Genomic DNA, 18,000 nt, shown 5'->3' on the forward strand with positions numbered 1-18,000 from the left:
CGTACTCCCCGAAATGCATTTAGGTGCAGCGTTGATTTATAGTTTTATAGAGGTAGAGCTACTGATTGGATGCGGGGGCTTCACCGCCTACCAATTCCTGACAAACTCCGAATGCTATAAAATGTTGATCAGCAGTGAGGGCATGGGTGCTAAGGTCCATGTCCGAGAGGGAAAGAACCCAGACCATCAGCTAAGGTCCCCAAATGTATGTTAAGTTGAATAAACGAGGTTGGATTGCACAGACAGCTAGGATGTTGGCTTGGAAGCAGCCATTCATTTAAAGAGTGCGTAACAGCTCACTAGTCGAGCGATCCGGCATGGATAATAATCGGGCATAAACATACTACCGAAGCTATGGACTTGTAAAAGTGGTAGGGGAGCATTGTAGTGTCGTCGAAGGTGTGCTGTGAGGCATGCTGGAGAAGCTACAAAAGAAAATGTAGGCATAAGTAACGATAATGCGGGCGAGAAACCCGCACACCGAAAGACTAAGGTTTCCTCAGCTATGCTAATCAGCTGAGGGTTAGTCGGGACCTAACGCGAACCCGAAAGGGGTAGTGGATGGACAACAGGTTAATATTCCTGTACCTGCTCACACTAAAAGTGACGGAGGCGAAAAGTTAGTGCGTACTGACGGAATAGTACGTTGAAGCCAGTGGCAACACGGCGATAGTACACTGAGACTACGGTCAAGGTGATAATCTAGCAAATCGACTTCCAAGAAAAGCGAGTGAAGCAGCCCGTACCCTAAACCGACACAGGTAGTTGGGATGAGAATTCTAAGGTGCTCGAGAGATTCATGGCTAAGGAACTAGGCAAAATGGACGCGTAACTTCGGGAGAAGCGTCGCCCCCTTTTGGGGGGCCGCAGTGAAAAAGTCCAGGCGACTGTTTATCAAAAACACAGGGCTCTGCTAAATCGAAAGATGATGTATAGGGCCTGACACCTGCCCGGTGCTGGAAGGTTAAGTGGAGGGTTTAGAAGTTTACTTCGAAGATCTCAAATGAAGCCCCAGTAAACGGCGGCCGTAACTATAACGGTCCTAAGGTAGCGAAATTCCTTGTCGGGTAAGTTCCGACCTGCACGAATGGTGTAACGATCTGGACACTGTCTCAGCCATGAGCTCGGTGAAATTGTAGTATCGGTGAAGATGCCGATTACCCGCAGTGGGACGAAAAGACCCCGTGAACCTTTACTATAGCTTAGTATTGGCTTTGGATAAGTAATGTGTAGGATAGGTGGGAGACTTCGAAGCGGCGTCGCCAGGCGTCGTGGAGTCATTGTTGAAATACCACCCTTTGCTTATCTAGAGTCTAACCCCTAACCGGGGACAGTGCTTGGTGGGTAGTTTGACTGGGGTGGTCGCCTCCAAAAGAGTAACGGAGGCTTCTAAAGGTTCCCTCAGCACGCTTGGTAACCGTGCGCAGAGTGCAATGGCATAAGGGAGCTTGACTGAGAGACATACAGGTCGATCAGGTACGAAAGTAGAGCATAGTGATCCGGTGGTTCCGCATGGAAGGGCCATCGCTCAAAGGATAAAAGGTACTCCGGGGATAACAGGCTGATCTCCCCCAAGAGCTCATATCGACGGGGGGGTTTGGCACCTCGATGTCGGCTCGTCACATCCTGGGGCTGGAGAAGGTCCCAAGGGTTGGGCTGTTCGCCCATTAAAGTGGCACGCGAGCTGGGTTCAGAACGTCGTGAGACAGTTCGGTCTCTATCTACTGTGGGCGTTAGAAATTTGAGTGGATCTGACTCTAGTACGAGAGGACCGAGTTGGACGAACCTCTGGTGTACCTGTTGTTCCGCCAGGAGCATTGCAGGGTAGCTACGTTCGGAAGGGATAAGCGCTGAAAGCATATAAGCGCGAAACCCACCACAAGATGAGATTTCTTTAAAGGGTCGTGGTAGATGACCACGTCGATAGGCTACAGGTGTAAAGGCAGTAATGTCATAGCCGAGTAGTACTAATAACCCATAGGCTTATTGTCACTTCGACTTCGCCCGGTGACCAGTTTACCGGGCGGGTCTGTTTTTTTATGAATTACAATAATTATTTTATCTAATGTATCTCTTGACGATTTATCGTCTTTTCAATATGTCAACAATATTAGTGTTGATTATTTTATAACAGCCAAAGTCCCGGCCAAGACCGGGATAAAGACTTAAGGTGGTTATAGCGACGGGGCTCACCTCTTACCATTCCGAACAGAGTAGTTAAGCCCGTTTGCGCCGATGGTACTGCTTTACTGTGGAAGAGTAGGTCGCCGCCTTTTTTGAAGACCCTTGCTATTTATTTAGTGAGGGTTTTTTGTTTTGACCTATTTCTAGAATACAGAAGGCAATTTTATCATTTAATGAATATTCTTCAAAAAACTTTCAATCTCAGACTAAAATTTTGAGCTGATGAAAGAACCAAACAGAAGTAAATATAAATAAGACTATAGAATTCAGGGAATGTTGATGGCAAGTAGTTTATTAGATGATTTTACGAAAAACAAGCGTTCCAAAGGGAATCATTTGGAAGTGGCGCAGTAATTATGACTTCTACCTTTTTAACAGGATGAATAAAACATAGTGTTCTCGCATGCAAACTAATACTAGCGTCTTTATTGCTACGATCGAAGCCGTATTTTAAATCCCCTTTTATGGGACATCCAATAGATGATAATTGCACTCTAATTTGATGGTGTCTTCCCGTTTCTAAATCAACTTCTATTAGATAAAAATTATCAAGTTTTTGAATCACTTTATAACGGAGAATAGCTTTCTTAGTCCCGTCAACTTTTTTATTATAGGCTGTAGATTTATTGTTTTTAGGATTCTTTTTGAGCCAATGAACTAAAGTATCCTCAGTTTTTGGAGGTGCATTTTTCACCAAAGCCACATACGTTTTCTTCGCAGATTTTTCTGCAAAAAGTTTGTTCAGTCTTGGTAATGCCTTACTTGTTTTAGAAAAAAGCACTATACCTGTTGTTGGTCTATCTAAACGATGTACAACACCAAGGTAGACATTACCCTCTTTATTATATTTATCTTTTAAATAAGATTTAACGATTTCACTCAAAGGCTTGTCACCAGTTTTGTCACCCTGTACAATATCTCCAGCACGTTTATTAACGACAATTATGTGATTGTCCTCATGTAGCACTTGAAGATTTGTTTTATTTGAAAGAATTTTGTTTGACACGGATTTCACGGATTTTCACAGATTCTGAAATTTACCTCATTATTGCTATATACTGCTACTGAGAACTGACTTTTCTCCTCTAGGTAAATGACCTTAGACAAAGGGGCTTTTTAATATTGCTCTTCATCATTTGGGAAATCCTCGGATTTCACATCATTAACATACTGGCCTATAGCCTTTGTCATTTCTTCAAAAAGGTGCATATAGCGACGTAAAAAGCGTGGATTAAACTCATGTGTCATTCCTAACATGTCATGTAAAACTAAAACTTGGCCATCAACACCATCACCAGCACCAATGCCAATTACCGGAATTGAAACACTCTCAGCAACTTCTTTGGCCAACGCGGCTGGAATTTTTTCAACAACTATTCCAAAACAACCTAATTTTTCGAGCATCAAGGCATCTTCTTTTAATTGTTGCGCTTCTTGTTCTTCTTTAGCTCTAACCGTATATGTACCAAATTTATATATAGATTGAGGAGTCAAACCTAAATGTCCCATGACAGGAATTCCTGCATTCAAAATACGTTTTATAGAATCTTTGACTTCTTTTCCACCTTCCATTTTTACGGCATGCCCTCCCGATTCTTTCATGATTCTTATAGCAGAACGTAACGCTTCCTTAGGATCACTTTGGTAACTACCAAAAGGTAAATCAACAATCACTAAACTGCGATCAATTGCTCTAACTACAGAAGAGGCATGATAAATCATTTGATCTAGTGTGATAGGCAGTGTCGTTTCATGGCCTGCCATAACATTACTAGCAGAATCACCAACTAAAATAACATCAACACCTGCACCATCTACTATTTTTGCCATCGTATAATCGTAAGCTGTTAGCATCGATATTTTTTCACCTTTAGACTTCATATCTACTAAAGTCTTTACCGTAATTCTTTTATAGTCCTTTTTCGCTGTTGACATTGTGCTTTTATTAGTTAAATGTAAAAATAATGAGAATTGTTAAACTTTTCTTTAATTAAAGTCACAAATAATATTGAATCGATATTTTGAATTAAAACCGTGATTTGATAAAAACTTTTGAATTTGTGTTTTTACTAAAAGCTAACAGGTTGAATCATGCTTTCGAACACATCAAAGTAAATTGATATTTACGGACTTTCATCTTTTTAACAATCCGTCAAATGTACTCCAACTGCCAATCCACCTTCCGACGTTTCCTTATATTTCGTATTCATATCTTTTGCTGTTTCCCACATCGTATTCACAACTTTGTCTAAAGGGACTTTGACATTTTTGGGATCGGTATCCAGAGCTAATTCCGCAGCGCTTATCGCTTTAATGGCTCCCATAGAGTTTCGTTCTATACACGGAATCTGAACCAAACCACCAATAGGATCACATGTTAGACCTAAATGATGCTCCATGGCAATTTCTGCAGCTACTAATGCTTGCTCAGGTGTTCCACCTAATAATTCGCACAATGCTCCAGCTGCCATAGCAGAAGATACTCCGATTTCTGCTTGGCAACCACCCATTGCGGCGCTAATCGTCGCCCCTTTTTTAAAGATACTGCCAATTTCCCCAGCCACTAAAAGGAATTTTTTTACATGTTCAAAATCGGCATCATGGTTTTCTATAACCATATAATACATCAATACAGAAGGAATAACTCCAGCACTACCATTTGTAGGTGCAGTTACTACACGGCCTAGTGATGCGTTAACTTCGTTTACTCCCAACGCAAAACAACTTACCCATTTTAAAATCTGTCGAAATTTAACTTCCGTTTTCCTAATGGTTTCAAGCCATTCTTGAGGATTTTCATATTTGTAATCACCGATTAAATTTTTATGAATATCATATGCACGTCGTCTTACGTTTAGTCCTCCTGGTAAATTGCCTTCGGTATGACAGCCAACGTACATGCATTCTAACATGGTATTCCAAATCCGTTTTAATTCAAAATCAATTGAAGATTCTTCTCTAATCGATTTTTCATTTTCTAAAACTACCCCAGAAATAGGAAGTTGTAATTGGTTACAAAACTTTAATAACTCTTCTCCTTTTTCTACAGGATAAGGAAAGGTACAGTAGAAAATAATTTTATTGGCTTTCGATATTTTTCGTTCTTCCTGCACTACAAAACCACCACCAATAGAGTAGTAGGTCGATTTGTAATTTCGACCATTAATTGTGGCAGTAAATATCATTCCGTTAGAATGAAATGGTAAAAATTTACGATTGAAAATAATATGAGATTTAAAATCGAAAGGAATTGCTTTTTCGTTGTTAAATTTTAAGACCTCGTTTGTCTTTACATCATCAATTATAGTGCTAATACTATCAACAGGAATACGTTCTGGGTCAGCACCAGTTAATCCTAAAATTACAGCATAATCTGTGGCATGGCCTTTTCCCGTTAAAGACAAAGACCCATATAAATCGACAGTAATTTTTTCCACCTTATCAAACCGATTTTTACCTTTCAATTCTTTAATCCAACGTTCGGCAGCACGCCAAGGTCCCAAAGTGTGAGAACTTGAAGGACCAACTCCGATTTTAAGCATGTCAAAGACAGAAATACATTCCATTCACGAAATCCTTTTAGTTGAATTGCAAATATAGAAGTTGTTTCAGCAATGAAGATAATTTTAGAAATAAAAAAGCCTGAAATTAATTTCAGGCTTTAAGATTGTTTTAATTTGGAATTTCCAATATTATTGGACATATTCCATAACGTCGTTATAATTAGTAATATCTAAATTGCTGCTATTAACAAAGTCTACAGGCAATATTACAGTTCTAAACGTTTGGTCAAATAAATCACCATCTAAGAGGGAATTAAAGTCAAAAGTTGATGGCGCTTCAATAAAAACAGTTACGAAATCAAAATTATGTTCAAAATTATATTGAAATTCCTGACCGTCATTGGTATATACAGTATCTGGCATAAGTCTCCAAATATCAAAGCCATCGTTATCGACTCCGACTAAATGATAAACAAGCACCATATCAGACTCAAGAAGATCTATATTTAAAGGTATTTCAAATGTGGCTTCATAGTTAGGTGCAATTAAATCCGTGGTTCTTTCAAAAGATTGTCCAGCAAAAAAGTTTTCTTGAACTTGCACAATTTCTTCGGTAGTGCAGCTGCTAAATAAAGAAATGGCAAAAATAAATGTAAGTATACGTTTCATAATTCTAAAGTTTTTTTAATTAGTATCAAATCATGTACCAAAGTACTGTTTTTAAAAATTTGTTCCATGTAATCAAATCTGCCATCATGTCATATTTTTTGTCATGGCATAATCATTGACTTATTGTTAACGAGTTTAAAAATTAAATAAAACAAAAAACACACATATATTATGAGTAAGATTATTGGAATTGATTTAGGTACAACCAACTCTTGCGTTTCTGTAATGGAAGGTAACGAACCAGTTGTAATCCCAAACGCTGAAGGTAAGAGAACTACACCTTCGGTTATCGCTTTCGTGGAAGGTGGTGAAATTAAAGTTGGTGATCCAGCAAAAAGGCAAGCAGTAACTAACCCAACAAAAACGGTTTATTCTATTAAGCGTTTTATGGGTAATAAGTATTCTGAGTCTAAAAAAGAAGCAGAGCGGGTACCTTATAAAGTAGTAAAAGGTGACAACGATACTCCAAGAGTAGATATCGATGGTCGTTTATATACACCTCAAGAATTGTCAGCTATGATTCTTCAAAAAATGAAGAAAACGGCTGAGGATTACTTAGGATCAGATGTAACCAGAGCTGTAATTACGGTTCCTGCATATTTTAACGATGCACAACGTCAGGCGACTAAAGAAGCAGGTGAGATTGCAGGTTTAAAAGTGGAACGTATTATTAATGAGCCTACAGCTGCAGCATTAGCTTACGGAATGGACAAAAAAGGAACTGACCAAAAAATCGTAGTGTTCGATTTTGGTGGTGGTACACATGATGTCTCTATTCTTGAATTAGGTGATGGCGTATTTGAAGTATTATCTACAGATGGTGATACACACTTAGGTGGTGATGATATTGATGAAAGAATCATCGATTGGTTAGCTGATGAATTCATGAAAGACGAAGATATGGACTTACGTAAAGATCCTATGGCTTTGCAACGTTTGAAAGAAGCAGCTGAAAAAGCGAAGATTGAATTATCATCTTCTGCACAAACAGAAATCAACTTACCTTACGTAACAGCTACGGCTAGTGGACCAAAGCACTTGGTACGTACATTGACACGTTCAAAATTTGAGCAGTTAATTGACGATTTAATTAAAAGAACAATTGAACCTTGTCAAACTGCTTTAAAAGCAGCAGGTTTGTCTAAGTCTGATATTGATGAAATTATCCTAGTTGGTGGTTCTACGCGTATTCCAGCAGTACAGGAAGCTGTAGAGAAATTCTTCGGAAAAGCACCAAGTAAAGGTGTAAATCCTGATGAAGTCGTTTCTTTAGGAGCAGGAATCCAAGGTGGTGTATTAACAGGTGATGTAAAAGACGTTCTTTTATTGGATGTGACGCCATTATCTCTTGGTATTGAAACTATGGGTAACGTAATGACGAAGTTGATTGAAGCCAATACTACGATTCCAACTAAAAAATCGCAAGTATTCTCAACAGCAGCAGACAATCAGCCATCGGTAGAAATTCACGTATTACAAGGTGAACGTCCAATGGCAGCAGATAACAAAACGATTGGTCGTTTCCACTTAGATGGCATTCCACCAGCAAGACGAGGAACACCTCAAATTGAAGTGACGTTTGATATTGATGCCAACGGTATTATCAAAGTATCTGCCACAGATAAAGCGACAAACAAATCTCAAGATATCAGAATTGAAGCTTCTTCTGGATTAACAGAAGAGGAAATTGCGAAAATGAAGCAAGAAGCCGAAGCCAATGCGGAATCGGATGCTAAAGCAAAAGAAACGGCTGATAAATTGAATAGTGCTGATGCGATGATTTTCCAAACGGAAAGTCAATTAAAAGAATTTGGTGACAAATTATCTGATGATAAGAAAAAGCCAATTGAAGATGCACTTGAAGAATTGAAGAAAGCATACGAAACTAAGGATATCGCAGTTATCGATCCAGCTTTAGAGAAAATTAATGAAGCATGGAAAGTAGCAAGTGAAGAAATGTACAAAGCGCAAGCAGAACAAGGAGGAGCACCAGAAGGTGGACCAACTGATGCAGGAGCTGGAGCTAAAGGACAAGCTGCTGGTGATGAAAGTAGCGATGTTGAAGATGTGGACTTTGAAGAGGTGAAGTAAGCAGAGAACCAATTTTCGCTTTTGCGAAAGTTGTGTGAATCGCTTATTCCGAACTTGATTCGGAATCTCGTCAAAGCACGAAGCTTGAAGTTGGAAGCATGAAGATGTGGACAGCTTAATAAATAAGAAAACGCAATCATTTATTTGGTTGCGTTTTTTTATTCGAAAACAGTTTATTTATTACAATAGTATGTGGAAAAGTAACTGCTGCTATAAAAGAAAAGAAAATAGCGAAAAATAACTTCTCATTCTTCAAAATAAAATATACTATGACAATACCAATTATAGAGATGATCCAATATGGCAGAGCAGTCTTACAATATTTTAATAAATTTTTAGAATTAAAATTGCCATAAATAAATAATATTTGTTCATAAAGCGAAGGAATACTGTGCCATAAAATAAAATATAATGTAAAGCCCCAAATAAGACTTGATACTTTAAAAATAATGCTAAATACAATTAAATAAAACAACTCAATTAAAATTTTAGATTTAAAAGAATTGGATTTATAGGCAATAAATGATGCTATCAACAAGTATAAAACTCCAAAAACAGTTAATAAAAAAAATATACTATTATTTTTAATTTCATAATTCGTTATAGAAATTACGATTTCTATAACTTCTGTTGTATTAAATATGAATAAAAGGTTAAGAATTAGCATTCCATATAAAAAATAGTAGATACGTTTAAGTATTTCCGAAACTTCTAAGTTGTGATGTTCCCAATGCTGTTGTCCAAAATGAAAAGCACTAAAGGCAATAAACAATATTAGTGCTAACAACGGCATAAAATAAAAAACAAATACAGAGATAAAAACTGTAAGTAAATAGGTGGTAATAACCCGTATAAAAGGATATGTCTTTTTGTTATTTGAGATGGTGTCAATAAGCAATATGTCATTAGACCCATGTAATATTCCAAACGTAAAAATTAAGATAAAACCAAAAAATATCTCAATATCTTTCGATACCATAGATGAGATCCACAATCCCAAAAAGCTGAGCGGTATTATTATATTGTAAATCTTAGCCATAAATACTTACTATATTATTAATTAAAACTAAAAATATTGTTAAATATGAAATTACTTTGTTTAACTAATTGTAAAATTACTTAAACAAAACTAATTTAAACTAAATATTATGAATTCGTTACTTTTATTTGCCGAAGTTACAACAAAGTTAGATCCATCGGATTATGTTGGATTTACCTTTTTTGTAGGCAGTATGGCCATGATGGCAGCATCTGCATTTTTCTTTTTATCTCTAAGCCAATTTGATAGAAAATGGCGTACGTCAATTCTTGTATCTGGACTGATTACCTTTATTGCTGCTGTCCATTATTTTTATATGCGAGATTATTGGTTCGCTAATGTTGATTCTCCAACATTTTTTCGATATGTAGATTGGCTATTGACTGTGCCGTTGATGTGTGTTGAATTTTATCTTATTCTCAAGGTTGCAGGTGCTAAGCCTTCTTTAATGTGGAAACTTATTTTTGCATCGGTAATCATGCTGGTTACTGGATATTTTGGAGAGGCTGTTTTTACAGATGATGCGGCTCTATGGGGAGGAATTTCTGGTATAGCTTACTTCTATATTGTTTATGAAATATGGTTTGGTAGTGCTAAAAAACTAGCAGTAGCTGCAGGTGATGATATATTAAAATCACACAAACTTTTATGTTGGTTTGTACTTGTTGGTTGGGCAATATATCCTTTAGGGTATATGTTAGGTACAGAAGGTTGGTATACTAGTATATTAGGGACGGGTAGTGTAGATGTGGTTTACAATATTGCAGATGCCATTAACAAAATTGGGTTCGGATTAGTGATTTATGCACTAGCAGTTAAAAAGCAAAATGTAATTAGCTAAATATTAAAAACAGACTTCTTTCTATCATAAAAAACGCAACCATTAATTTGGTTGCGTTTTTTTGTTTTAATTAAAATTAAACGTTTAAGATTATCAAAACCAATCAACAAACTATCAACAAAACCTTGCAGTGTCCAAAAAAAATCTCAATTTTGAATTCTAAATTTTTTCTTCATGGACAACTATCATATCATTTCTTCTGATGCTTTAGATATTGTTACGATTTATAATATTTTTTATAAAAACAAAAAACTAAAACTTTCAGAAGCTTCAGCCAATAACATACAGAAATGTAAAACGTATTTAGACAATAAATTGGCGAATGAAAAAAAACCAATGTATGGCATTAATACAGGCTTTGGATCTTTGTATAATGTAAAAATTTCTGATGCTGATCTAAGTCAGCTTCAAGAAAATTTAGTAATGTCTCATGCCTGTGGAACAGGAGAGCGCGTACCAGAATCCATTGTGAAAGTCATGCTCCTTTTGAAGATTCAGTCCTTGAGTTATGGGCATAGTGGCGTTCAGCTTGAAACTGTAAACCGACTGATTGATTTTTTCAACAATGATATTTTCCCTTTTGTTTTTACCCAAGGGTCTTTGGGAGCTTCAGGCGATTTGGCACCTTTGGCACACTTGGCTTTGCCTTTATTAGGAAAAGGAAAGGTTGTTCATAATAATAAAGAATACGAAGCAGCTACGCTATTAAAAGAGTTTAATTGGAAACCCGTAAAGCTAGAAGCAAAAGAAGGTTTGGCTTTATTGAATGGTACACAATTTATGAGCGCCTATGGTGTTTATTTGTTGCTGATGTCCCACAAAACATCCTATTTAGCAGATATCATTGCCAGTATTTCTTTAGACGCTTTTGATGGCCGTTTAGATCCATTTCACGATTTAGTGCATGCTGTAAGACCGCATCCTGGACAGCGAAAAGTAGCACGACGCTTTAATGAATTTCTAAAAGGAAGTGAACTTATTGCCCGAGAAAAAGAACATGTACAAGATCCCTATTCGTTTCGTTGTATTCCCCAAGTTCATGGTGCAACAAAGGATACTTTGGATTTTGTAGAAAAGGTAATTTTAACTGAAATCAATTCCGTAACGGACAATCCCAATATTTTTCCAGAAGACGATTTAATTATCTCTGGAGGTAATTTTCACGGACAACCCTTAGCATTGGCTTTAGATTATTTAAAGATTGCTATGGCCGAAATTGGAAACATATCTGAACGTCGTGTTTTTCAATTAGTCTCAGGTTTAAGAGGTTTACCAGCGTTCTTAGTGGATAATCCAGGATTAAATTCAGGATTCATGATTCCACAATATACGGCTGCAAGTATTGTTAGTGCCAATAAACAAATGGCAACTCCAGCAAGTGTAGATAGTATTGTGTCTAGTAATGGCCAGGAAGATCATGTCAGTATGGGAGCCAATGCAGCGACGCAAGCTTACACTTTGGTTAAAAATGTTGATCGTGTTATTGCTATAGAATTGATGAATGCGTCTCAAGCCTTAGAATTTAGAAGACCTTTAAAAACCTCTCCTTTACTAGAGTCGTTTTTAGAACAATACCGAAAAGTGGTGCCATTTATTAAAGCAGATGAAGTGTTGCATGATTCTATTGAAGCCTCTATTCAATTTTTAAAAAATGTTGATATTGAAATCGAAGAGTTGTTTCTGAATCATTATGATTTGAAATGATTGTCAAAGAATAAATTATACATATGAAAAGACTATCCATCTTAATAATAGTTATTATGAACTTTTTAAATCTTTTTAATTGCAAGGCGCAAAATGAAAATGATCCCTATTGGGAGTTCAATGAAAACAATCATTTTCGTCCTCAGTTGAATAAAGGTGATTTTTATAAATTAAGTGGTTATGATTTTGGTTGGTTTGTTCTCGAACCACTTTCGAATTTTGTTGAAGATAAAGAACACGAAATTGAAAAGACAAAATCTTTTTCTTATGGACAAAAAGCACTTTATTATTGGTGGTATTTGGACGCACAAGTTACTAATGGAGGATTTGTTCAATTTTACTATAATGGTTATGAGTCTTATGTTCCTACAATAATTAAAGGCATGGAATATATCGGAGATAAGAAGATGGCCGATTTGGTAAAAAGAGCGGATAAAATTTATCAAAAAAACAAAAAGCTTGTGGACAAAGCGCAAGAGAGTGATTTGTTCGGGAGTGACATATATGATAGACTTGATGAATTGTCTTTTCTTGACGATGAATATTATGACATAAATGAAAAGACGATGTTATTGCTGGAAAATTATATTCGTAAAAATCCAAGTGAAATAGGTCTTGATGAACAAGGAAAGGAATTTGAAGTTTCATTTTCAGGTACTTGCAAAACATATTATCCTGATGGTAAGGTAAATCAAGAATTTAATCTAAGACAGGATTTAATTGATGGAGAGTTTAGGTCGTATTATCAAAATGGTAATCCAAAAGAAAAAATATCTTATATAAGAGGAGAACAAACTGGAGTATTAGAAGAATATTATGAAAACGGTAATTTAAAATATCAAGTTGTCAAAGAACCCACAAAGCAAATGTTTCAGCACAAATGGTATTATGAAAATGGAAACCCTAAGAAAATCGAATCGAAACGAATTGATGACAATGAAAGTTTTGGACCTTATAAGGAATGGTACGAAAACGGACAACTTGCCGAAATGGGAACTGACAAATCAAATTATGAGAGAGAAGGCGAGTGGGTAGAATTCTATAAAAATGGAAATAAAAAAGACGAGGCTGAGTATATTAATGGTAAATACAAACTTAGAAACCATTGGAACGAACAAGGAATACAAACATTGAAAAATGGTACAGGATATAGTGAATTTTACTCAAAACCACTTTTTAAAACTAGTGAACCAGAACTTCATTATAGAGAATATAAAAATTATGAAGCACATGGCGTGTGGAAGGAAACCAAGAATGATATTTTAAGAAGGCTTGTTAATTATAACAATGGAAAACGTGATGGCATAATGGAGACTTATTACAATAACGGAAATCTTGAAAAGCGGACTGTTTATGATAATGATAAAGTAATATCAGAAAAAGATTTCTCAAAATTTGAAAACCCTAAAGTCAAAACTGTCATAGTTTCTGAACTTTGTAATTATTGCTATCAAGAAAAAGAGGCATATGTATTGCCAGAGAATGTTCCTAAGCCAACAAACGCTACAGAATTAGCCAATAATTTCATAGCTGAAGTTTCAATGTTCGAACCTTATGGAGATGATTATGTGATTCAGTATTCCTATGTTGTTTTTGTTGATAAAAAAGGTAACGTAAACGAAGTTAAATTTTCAATAGCAGATAATATGTGGATTTCAGAACAAGTTGAATCTAACCTAAAAAAGATGAAATTTGAAATAGCAACAATGGATGGTAAGGTTGTTGAGAGTATCCATTATGTTAAGCATAAATTCTTTTTAGTTGATTAATGTCTTTTAGTTTTTTGGCGTTCTCTAGCAGTAACTTGAAATAATAAAACAGATATGAAATGTTATTAGCGTTGACAATTTATAAAATTCAAGTAAAAATTCGTATTGACATTAGCGAAAAGCTTTGCAAAAAAAATCAGTATCTTGCTTAAAAACAGATACAATGGGAGGTTTAATAAATTGAAAAAACGATTATGTTATTCATAAATTCGAAGATATTGAAAAAATCTAAAGAAGTTTTCTTTTTAATTTAATAGACCTAAATATTGTATTAATCGGTTACAATAATAATTTCCATATTTTAGTAATTCAAACATAAGGCATGCCCAACGCTATAAAAGAGCTCTTATTAAAATACGGTATTCCCAGTATTGCGGTAATAGTCATTGCCATACAGCTCTTTTTTGTAAATACACATAAACTCAATAAGTGGAAAGGAGGTGGTTACGGCATGTACACAGGAATTCATTATTACTATGACCAAATATATATTCCAGGCTTGTCTGTTGATTCCTTGATAGCAGAAAACCATGAAATTGAAACTATTTTTCGCCGTTTAAAACTAATGCCTAATGACAACAATCTTAAAAAAGTAGCAAAACTAGTTCTTAAGACAACACAAAAAGATAGTATCCATATCCAAATTTGGAAACCCATTGTCAATTCAAAAAACGGTGTCTATTCAAGAGCTTTGATCAATGAAATTCATTTAAAAAATAGAGAACTGTGAACTATTGGTCAGAAATAAAAGACAAACTAAATGATCCCATTAAGGTTGCTTTACAATTGCTGCTCATTGTATTAGGAATCTATGTTTTCATTATGGCTGAAAAATACCGTACAGGTAAAATTCCGGTTCTTTTTTTCGGATTGTTAATTTGGTATTTCTTTTATAATAAAATCAAGCATCCCATCATCTGGATTGGTTTTTTTGCGTTACTCCTTTTCGATTTTTATCACTTTTACTTTCGAGTAGCCAACCATCATTTTATGCTGATGTTTATGGTGCTTCCGATTATATTTTATAGTTATCATCAACGAAAAGATATTCTACTGAAAAACATTCAGGTGCTTTTGGGAATAGTGGTATTGGCTTCGGTAATGCATAAACTTATGTCTAGACAATTTATGAGTGGTGATTTCTATTATTATATGATGAATAGAGGTTTTATTTTTAACAATTTTCTTAACTTCTTTCCAGAAAGTTTAGAAGTGACCAAAAGCAATAAAGAAAGTATTATAGCTTTGTATGATTTAGATCCAAATGGTGGACAGCGTATTGTGTTAAATAATATGTTTCCGAACATTGGGAAAATTAGTTTAATTTTCGCTTGGGTTACAGTCGCTCTAGAATGTTTAGTGGCATTGGCTATATTATGGAAACCAAGAAGTACATGGGCTCATCTACTTTTAACAACAATGATAATCGGCATTCTTTGCGCTAGGCTTGAAACAGGTTTTATGGCATTGTTGGCTATCTCAGGTATCTTTTTGTGTAAAAACATGAAGCTGAGATTGCTGTATGTTATGATTGTCATGGGTTGCATTACATTAGTAGTTACTAAACTTGGGTATCATTAGAATGAAATAATTCAATTTTTATACATTTAAATATAAATTCCATAAAATATCTCCTTTAAATTCTCATAATCGTAAAAACATAACCCGATAACGATATAGTTCATAACAATTCCTAATAACCTTTGCGAAGCCTTTCAGAAGTTGGATTTTTTCCGTTTTTTTGTCGTTTTTGACAAAAGATTGATCTATGATTGTAAATACAGAATTAGAAAATAAGGGGAATTTATTTCCTCTCAACATAATAGACTTTAGAAAAGATGTCGATAAGCTATACTTTATAGCGGCTAACGATGTTATTTTGGAATTAACGGTAGTAAGGGATAGTTTATTACGCTTCAGATATGCCACGACTGGCAATTTTGACAATGACTTTTCTTATGCCATAACCAAATATGCAAGTATTGGTTATAATAAATTAGAAATTGAAGAACACAAGGAATATTTCGAAATAACCACTTCAAAATTACGTTGCGAGATTTCTAAAGATGATATGAGAGTATCTATTTATGATGCTAAAGATGGCGTTCTTATCAACCAAGATGAAGGCGGTTTCCATTGGGAAGAAAGCTACCAATATGGCGGAAACATTGTAAAGATGAGTAAAACGTCTAATGATGGAGAAAGTTATTACGGCCTTGGTGACAAGCCAAATCATTTGAACTTAAAAGGAAAACGCTACAGTAATTGGGCAACGGATTCTTATGCATATGGCAAAGATACAGACCCAATATACAAAGCTATTCCGTTCTATACAGGCTTGCACCATGGAAAAGCCTATGGTATTTTCTTTGATAATACCTTTATGTCCACTTTCGATTTTGCGCACGAACGTAGAAATGTCACAAGTTTTTGGGCACAAGGAGGTGAGATGAATTATTATTTCTTCTATGGTCCAAAAATGAGCGATGTTGTAGAAAGTTATACAGATTTAACTGGTAAACCACATCATTTACCACCACTTTGGGCATTAGGTTTCCATCAATGTAAATGGAGTTACTATCCAGAAACCAAGGTCAAAGAAATTACGTCAACCTTTAGAAAACTTAAAATTCCGTGTGATGCTATTTATTTGGACATCGATTATATGGAAGGATTTCGCTGTTTTACATGGAACAAGGAGTATTTTCCAGATCCAAAACGAATGGTAAAAGAGTTATTGGACGATGGTTTTAAAACAGTTGCTATTATCGATCCTGGAATTAAAATTGATAAAGAGTATGCTGTCTTTAAAGAAGGTTTAGAAAAAGATTATTTCTGTAAACGTGCAGATGGTGATTATATGAAAGGAAAAGTATGGCCTGGAGAATGTTATTTTCCAGATTATACGAACCCAGAAGTTAGGGATTGGTGGTCTAGTTTGTTTAAAGAATTGATAGAAGACATCGGCGTAAAGGGAGTTTGGAATGACATGAATGAACCTGCCGTTATGGAAGTGCCAAATAAAACGTTTCCAGATGATGTTCGTCATGATTATGATGGAAATCCTTGTAGCCATAGAAAAGCCCATAACATTTATGGGATGCAAATGGCAAGAGCAACGTATCAAGGTTTAAAGAAATATTCATATCCAAAACGTCCTTTTGTGATAACGCGTTCGGCATATTCTGGTACGCAGCGTTATACGTCTACTTGGACAGGTGATAATGTGGCCACTTGGGAGCATTTATGGATTGCCAACATGCAAGCGCAACGTATGGCCATGTCTGGTTTTTCTTTCGCAGGTAGTGATATTGGCGGCTTTGCGGAACAACCACAAGGCGAATTATTCACGCGTTGGATTCAATTAGGAATTTTTCATCCATTTTTTAGAGTGCATTCTTCTGGAGACCATGGTGATCAAGAACCTTGGGCTTTTGATGAAGAGGTGACTGATATCGTTAGAAAATTTATAGAAATTCGTTATCAATTATTACCGTATTTATATACGTCATTTTGGAATTATGTAGATCATGGAACACCATTGTTAAAATCTTTAGTGTTATACGATCAAGATGATTCACAAACACACTACAGAACTGATGAATTTATTTTTGGTGAACAGATTTTAGCCTGTCCTATTTTAGAACCAAATGCTAAAGGACGACGAATGTATGTGCCTCAAGGAAAATGGTATAATTTCTGGACCGATGAAATTGTTAAAGGTGGCAAGGAAATGTGGGTGGATGCCGATATTGACAGTATGCCAATTTTTGTAAAAGAAGGAGCAATTATTCCGAAATATCCAGTTCAACAATATGTAGGTGAAAAAGAAATTACTGAAATCACTTTAGATGTTTATTACAAAGAAGGTAAGGAAGAAAGTGAATTGTATAGTGATGCTAACGATGGTTTCGATTACACAAAAGGACGTTATAGTTTAAGAAACTTTACATTAAGAGGAAAGTCTAATGAATTGATAATTAATCAATACAAAGAAGGGAAATTTGTAACGCCTTATGATACCTTCAAAATTAAATTTCATGGATTACCATTTGATGTGGTGGAGGTTCAACTTGATAATGAAAAGGTAACACTTAAAAGCCTGAAAGTTAATGGTGTAACATCAATCGTAGTTGAAAAGGATTTTTCTGAGTTACATATACTAGGTATAAAGTCAAAAGCATAGTGACTAATTGACTA

12 protein-coding genes and 2 rRNA genes (1 of these 14 only partly in view) are annotated in these 18,000 nt (G+C 35.5%); 9 read left to right on the forward strand and 5 right to left on the reverse strand.

Going from position 1 to position 18,000, the window contains the following annotated elements; all coding sequences use genetic code 11:
- Positions 1–1,991, forward strand: a 23S ribosomal RNA gene (locus HM990_RS07105) (it extends 832 nt beyond the left edge of the window).
- A gap of 175 nt (positions 1,992–2,166) precedes the next feature.
- Positions 2,167–2,276, forward strand: a 5S ribosomal RNA gene (gene rrf, locus HM990_RS07110).
- Between the two features lie 212 nt (positions 2,277–2,488).
- Here rrf and HM990_RS07115 read toward each other — a convergent pair.
- From HM990_RS07115 to HM990_RS07130, 4 genes are all read right to left on the reverse strand, one after another.
- Entirely contained in the window at positions 2,489–3,190 is a 702-nt protein-coding gene (locus HM990_RS07115) for an RluA family pseudouridine synthase (RefSeq protein ID WP_229719406.1), read from the reverse strand.
- A gap of 110 nt (positions 3,191–3,300) precedes the next feature.
- The gene (panB, locus tag HM990_RS07120; protein WP_178988258.1) at positions 3,301–4,119 is read right to left on the reverse strand and encodes a 3-methyl-2-oxobutanoate hydroxymethyltransferase; all 819 of its coding nucleotides are present in this window, start codon (positions 4,117–4,119) and stop codon (positions 3,301–3,303) included.
- Positions 4,120–4,325: 206 nt separating this feature from the next.
- Positions 4,326–5,750 carry an L-serine ammonia-lyase gene (locus HM990_RS07125; RefSeq protein ID WP_178988259.1) on the reverse strand — a complete coding sequence of 475 codons (1,425 nt, stop codon included), beginning with the start codon at positions 5,748–5,750 and terminating at the stop codon, positions 4,326–4,328.
- Between the two features lie 126 nt (positions 5,751–5,876).
- A complete protein-coding gene (locus tag HM990_RS07130; RefSeq protein WP_178988260.1) occupies positions 5,877–6,356 on the reverse strand; it encodes a hypothetical protein in 480 nt (159 codons plus the stop codon).
- A 171-nt stretch (positions 6,357–6,527) separates the two neighbouring features.
- Between HM990_RS07130 and dnaK the strand changes: the two genes are divergently transcribed.
- The gene (gene dnaK / locus HM990_RS07135; RefSeq protein WP_178988261.1) at positions 6,528–8,447 is read left to right on the forward strand and encodes a molecular chaperone DnaK; all 1,920 of its coding nucleotides are present in this window, start codon (positions 6,528–6,530) and stop codon (positions 8,445–8,447) included.
- Positions 8,448–8,583: 136 nt separating this feature from the next.
- On the opposite strand, the gene HM990_RS07140 is transcribed toward dnaK, so the two are convergent.
- The gene (locus tag HM990_RS07140) at positions 8,584–9,486 is read right to left on the reverse strand and encodes a Brp/Blh family beta-carotene 15,15'-dioxygenase (protein WP_178988262.1); all 903 of its coding nucleotides are present in this window, start codon (positions 9,484–9,486) and stop codon (positions 8,584–8,586) included.
- A 109-nt stretch (positions 9,487–9,595) separates the two neighbouring features.
- Here HM990_RS07140 and HM990_RS07145 point away from each other — a divergent pair, with 109 nt between their 5' ends.
- The 6 genes from HM990_RS07145 (at position 9,596) to HM990_RS07170 (ending at position 17,986) form a co-directional block, all read left to right on the forward strand.
- Positions 9,596–10,327: a bacteriorhodopsin-like gene (locus HM990_RS07145; RefSeq protein WP_178988263.1), complete on the forward strand. Its 732-nt coding sequence runs from the start codon at positions 9,596–9,598 to the stop codon at positions 10,325–10,327.
- Positions 10,328–10,501: 174 nt separating this feature from the next.
- Positions 10,502–12,031, forward strand: coding sequence for a histidine ammonia-lyase (gene hutH, locus HM990_RS07150; protein WP_178988264.1), 1,530 nt, complete (start codon positions 10,502–10,504; stop codon positions 12,029–12,031).
- 56 nt (positions 12,032–12,087) lie between these two features.
- A complete protein-coding gene (locus HM990_RS07155; protein ID WP_178988265.1) occupies positions 12,088–13,800 on the forward strand; it encodes a DMP19 family protein in 1,713 nt (570 codons plus the stop codon).
- Between the two features lie 322 nt (positions 13,801–14,122).
- Positions 14,123–14,530 (forward strand): hypothetical protein, encoded by a 408-nt coding sequence (locus tag HM990_RS07160; RefSeq protein ID WP_178988266.1) that lies wholly within the window; start codon positions 14,123–14,125, stop codon positions 14,528–14,530.
- Positions 14,527–15,381: a hypothetical protein gene (locus tag HM990_RS07165; protein ID WP_178988267.1), complete on the forward strand. Its 855-nt coding sequence runs from the start codon at positions 14,527–14,529 to the stop codon at positions 15,379–15,381. Before HM990_RS07160 ends, HM990_RS07165 begins: the two co-directional genes overlap by 4 nt.
- A 187-nt stretch (positions 15,382–15,568) precedes the next feature.
- The gene (locus HM990_RS07170; protein WP_178988268.1) at positions 15,569–17,986 is read left to right on the forward strand and encodes a glycoside hydrolase family 31 protein; all 2,418 of its coding nucleotides are present in this window, start codon (positions 15,569–15,571) and stop codon (positions 17,984–17,986) included.
- The last annotated feature ends 14 nt before the right edge of the window (positions 17,987–18,000 follow it).

The sequence above is a fragment of the Winogradskyella schleiferi genome, assembly GCF_013394655.1.
Lineage (GTDB): Bacteria > Bacteroidota > Bacteroidia > Flavobacteriales > Flavobacteriaceae > Winogradskyella > Winogradskyella schleiferi.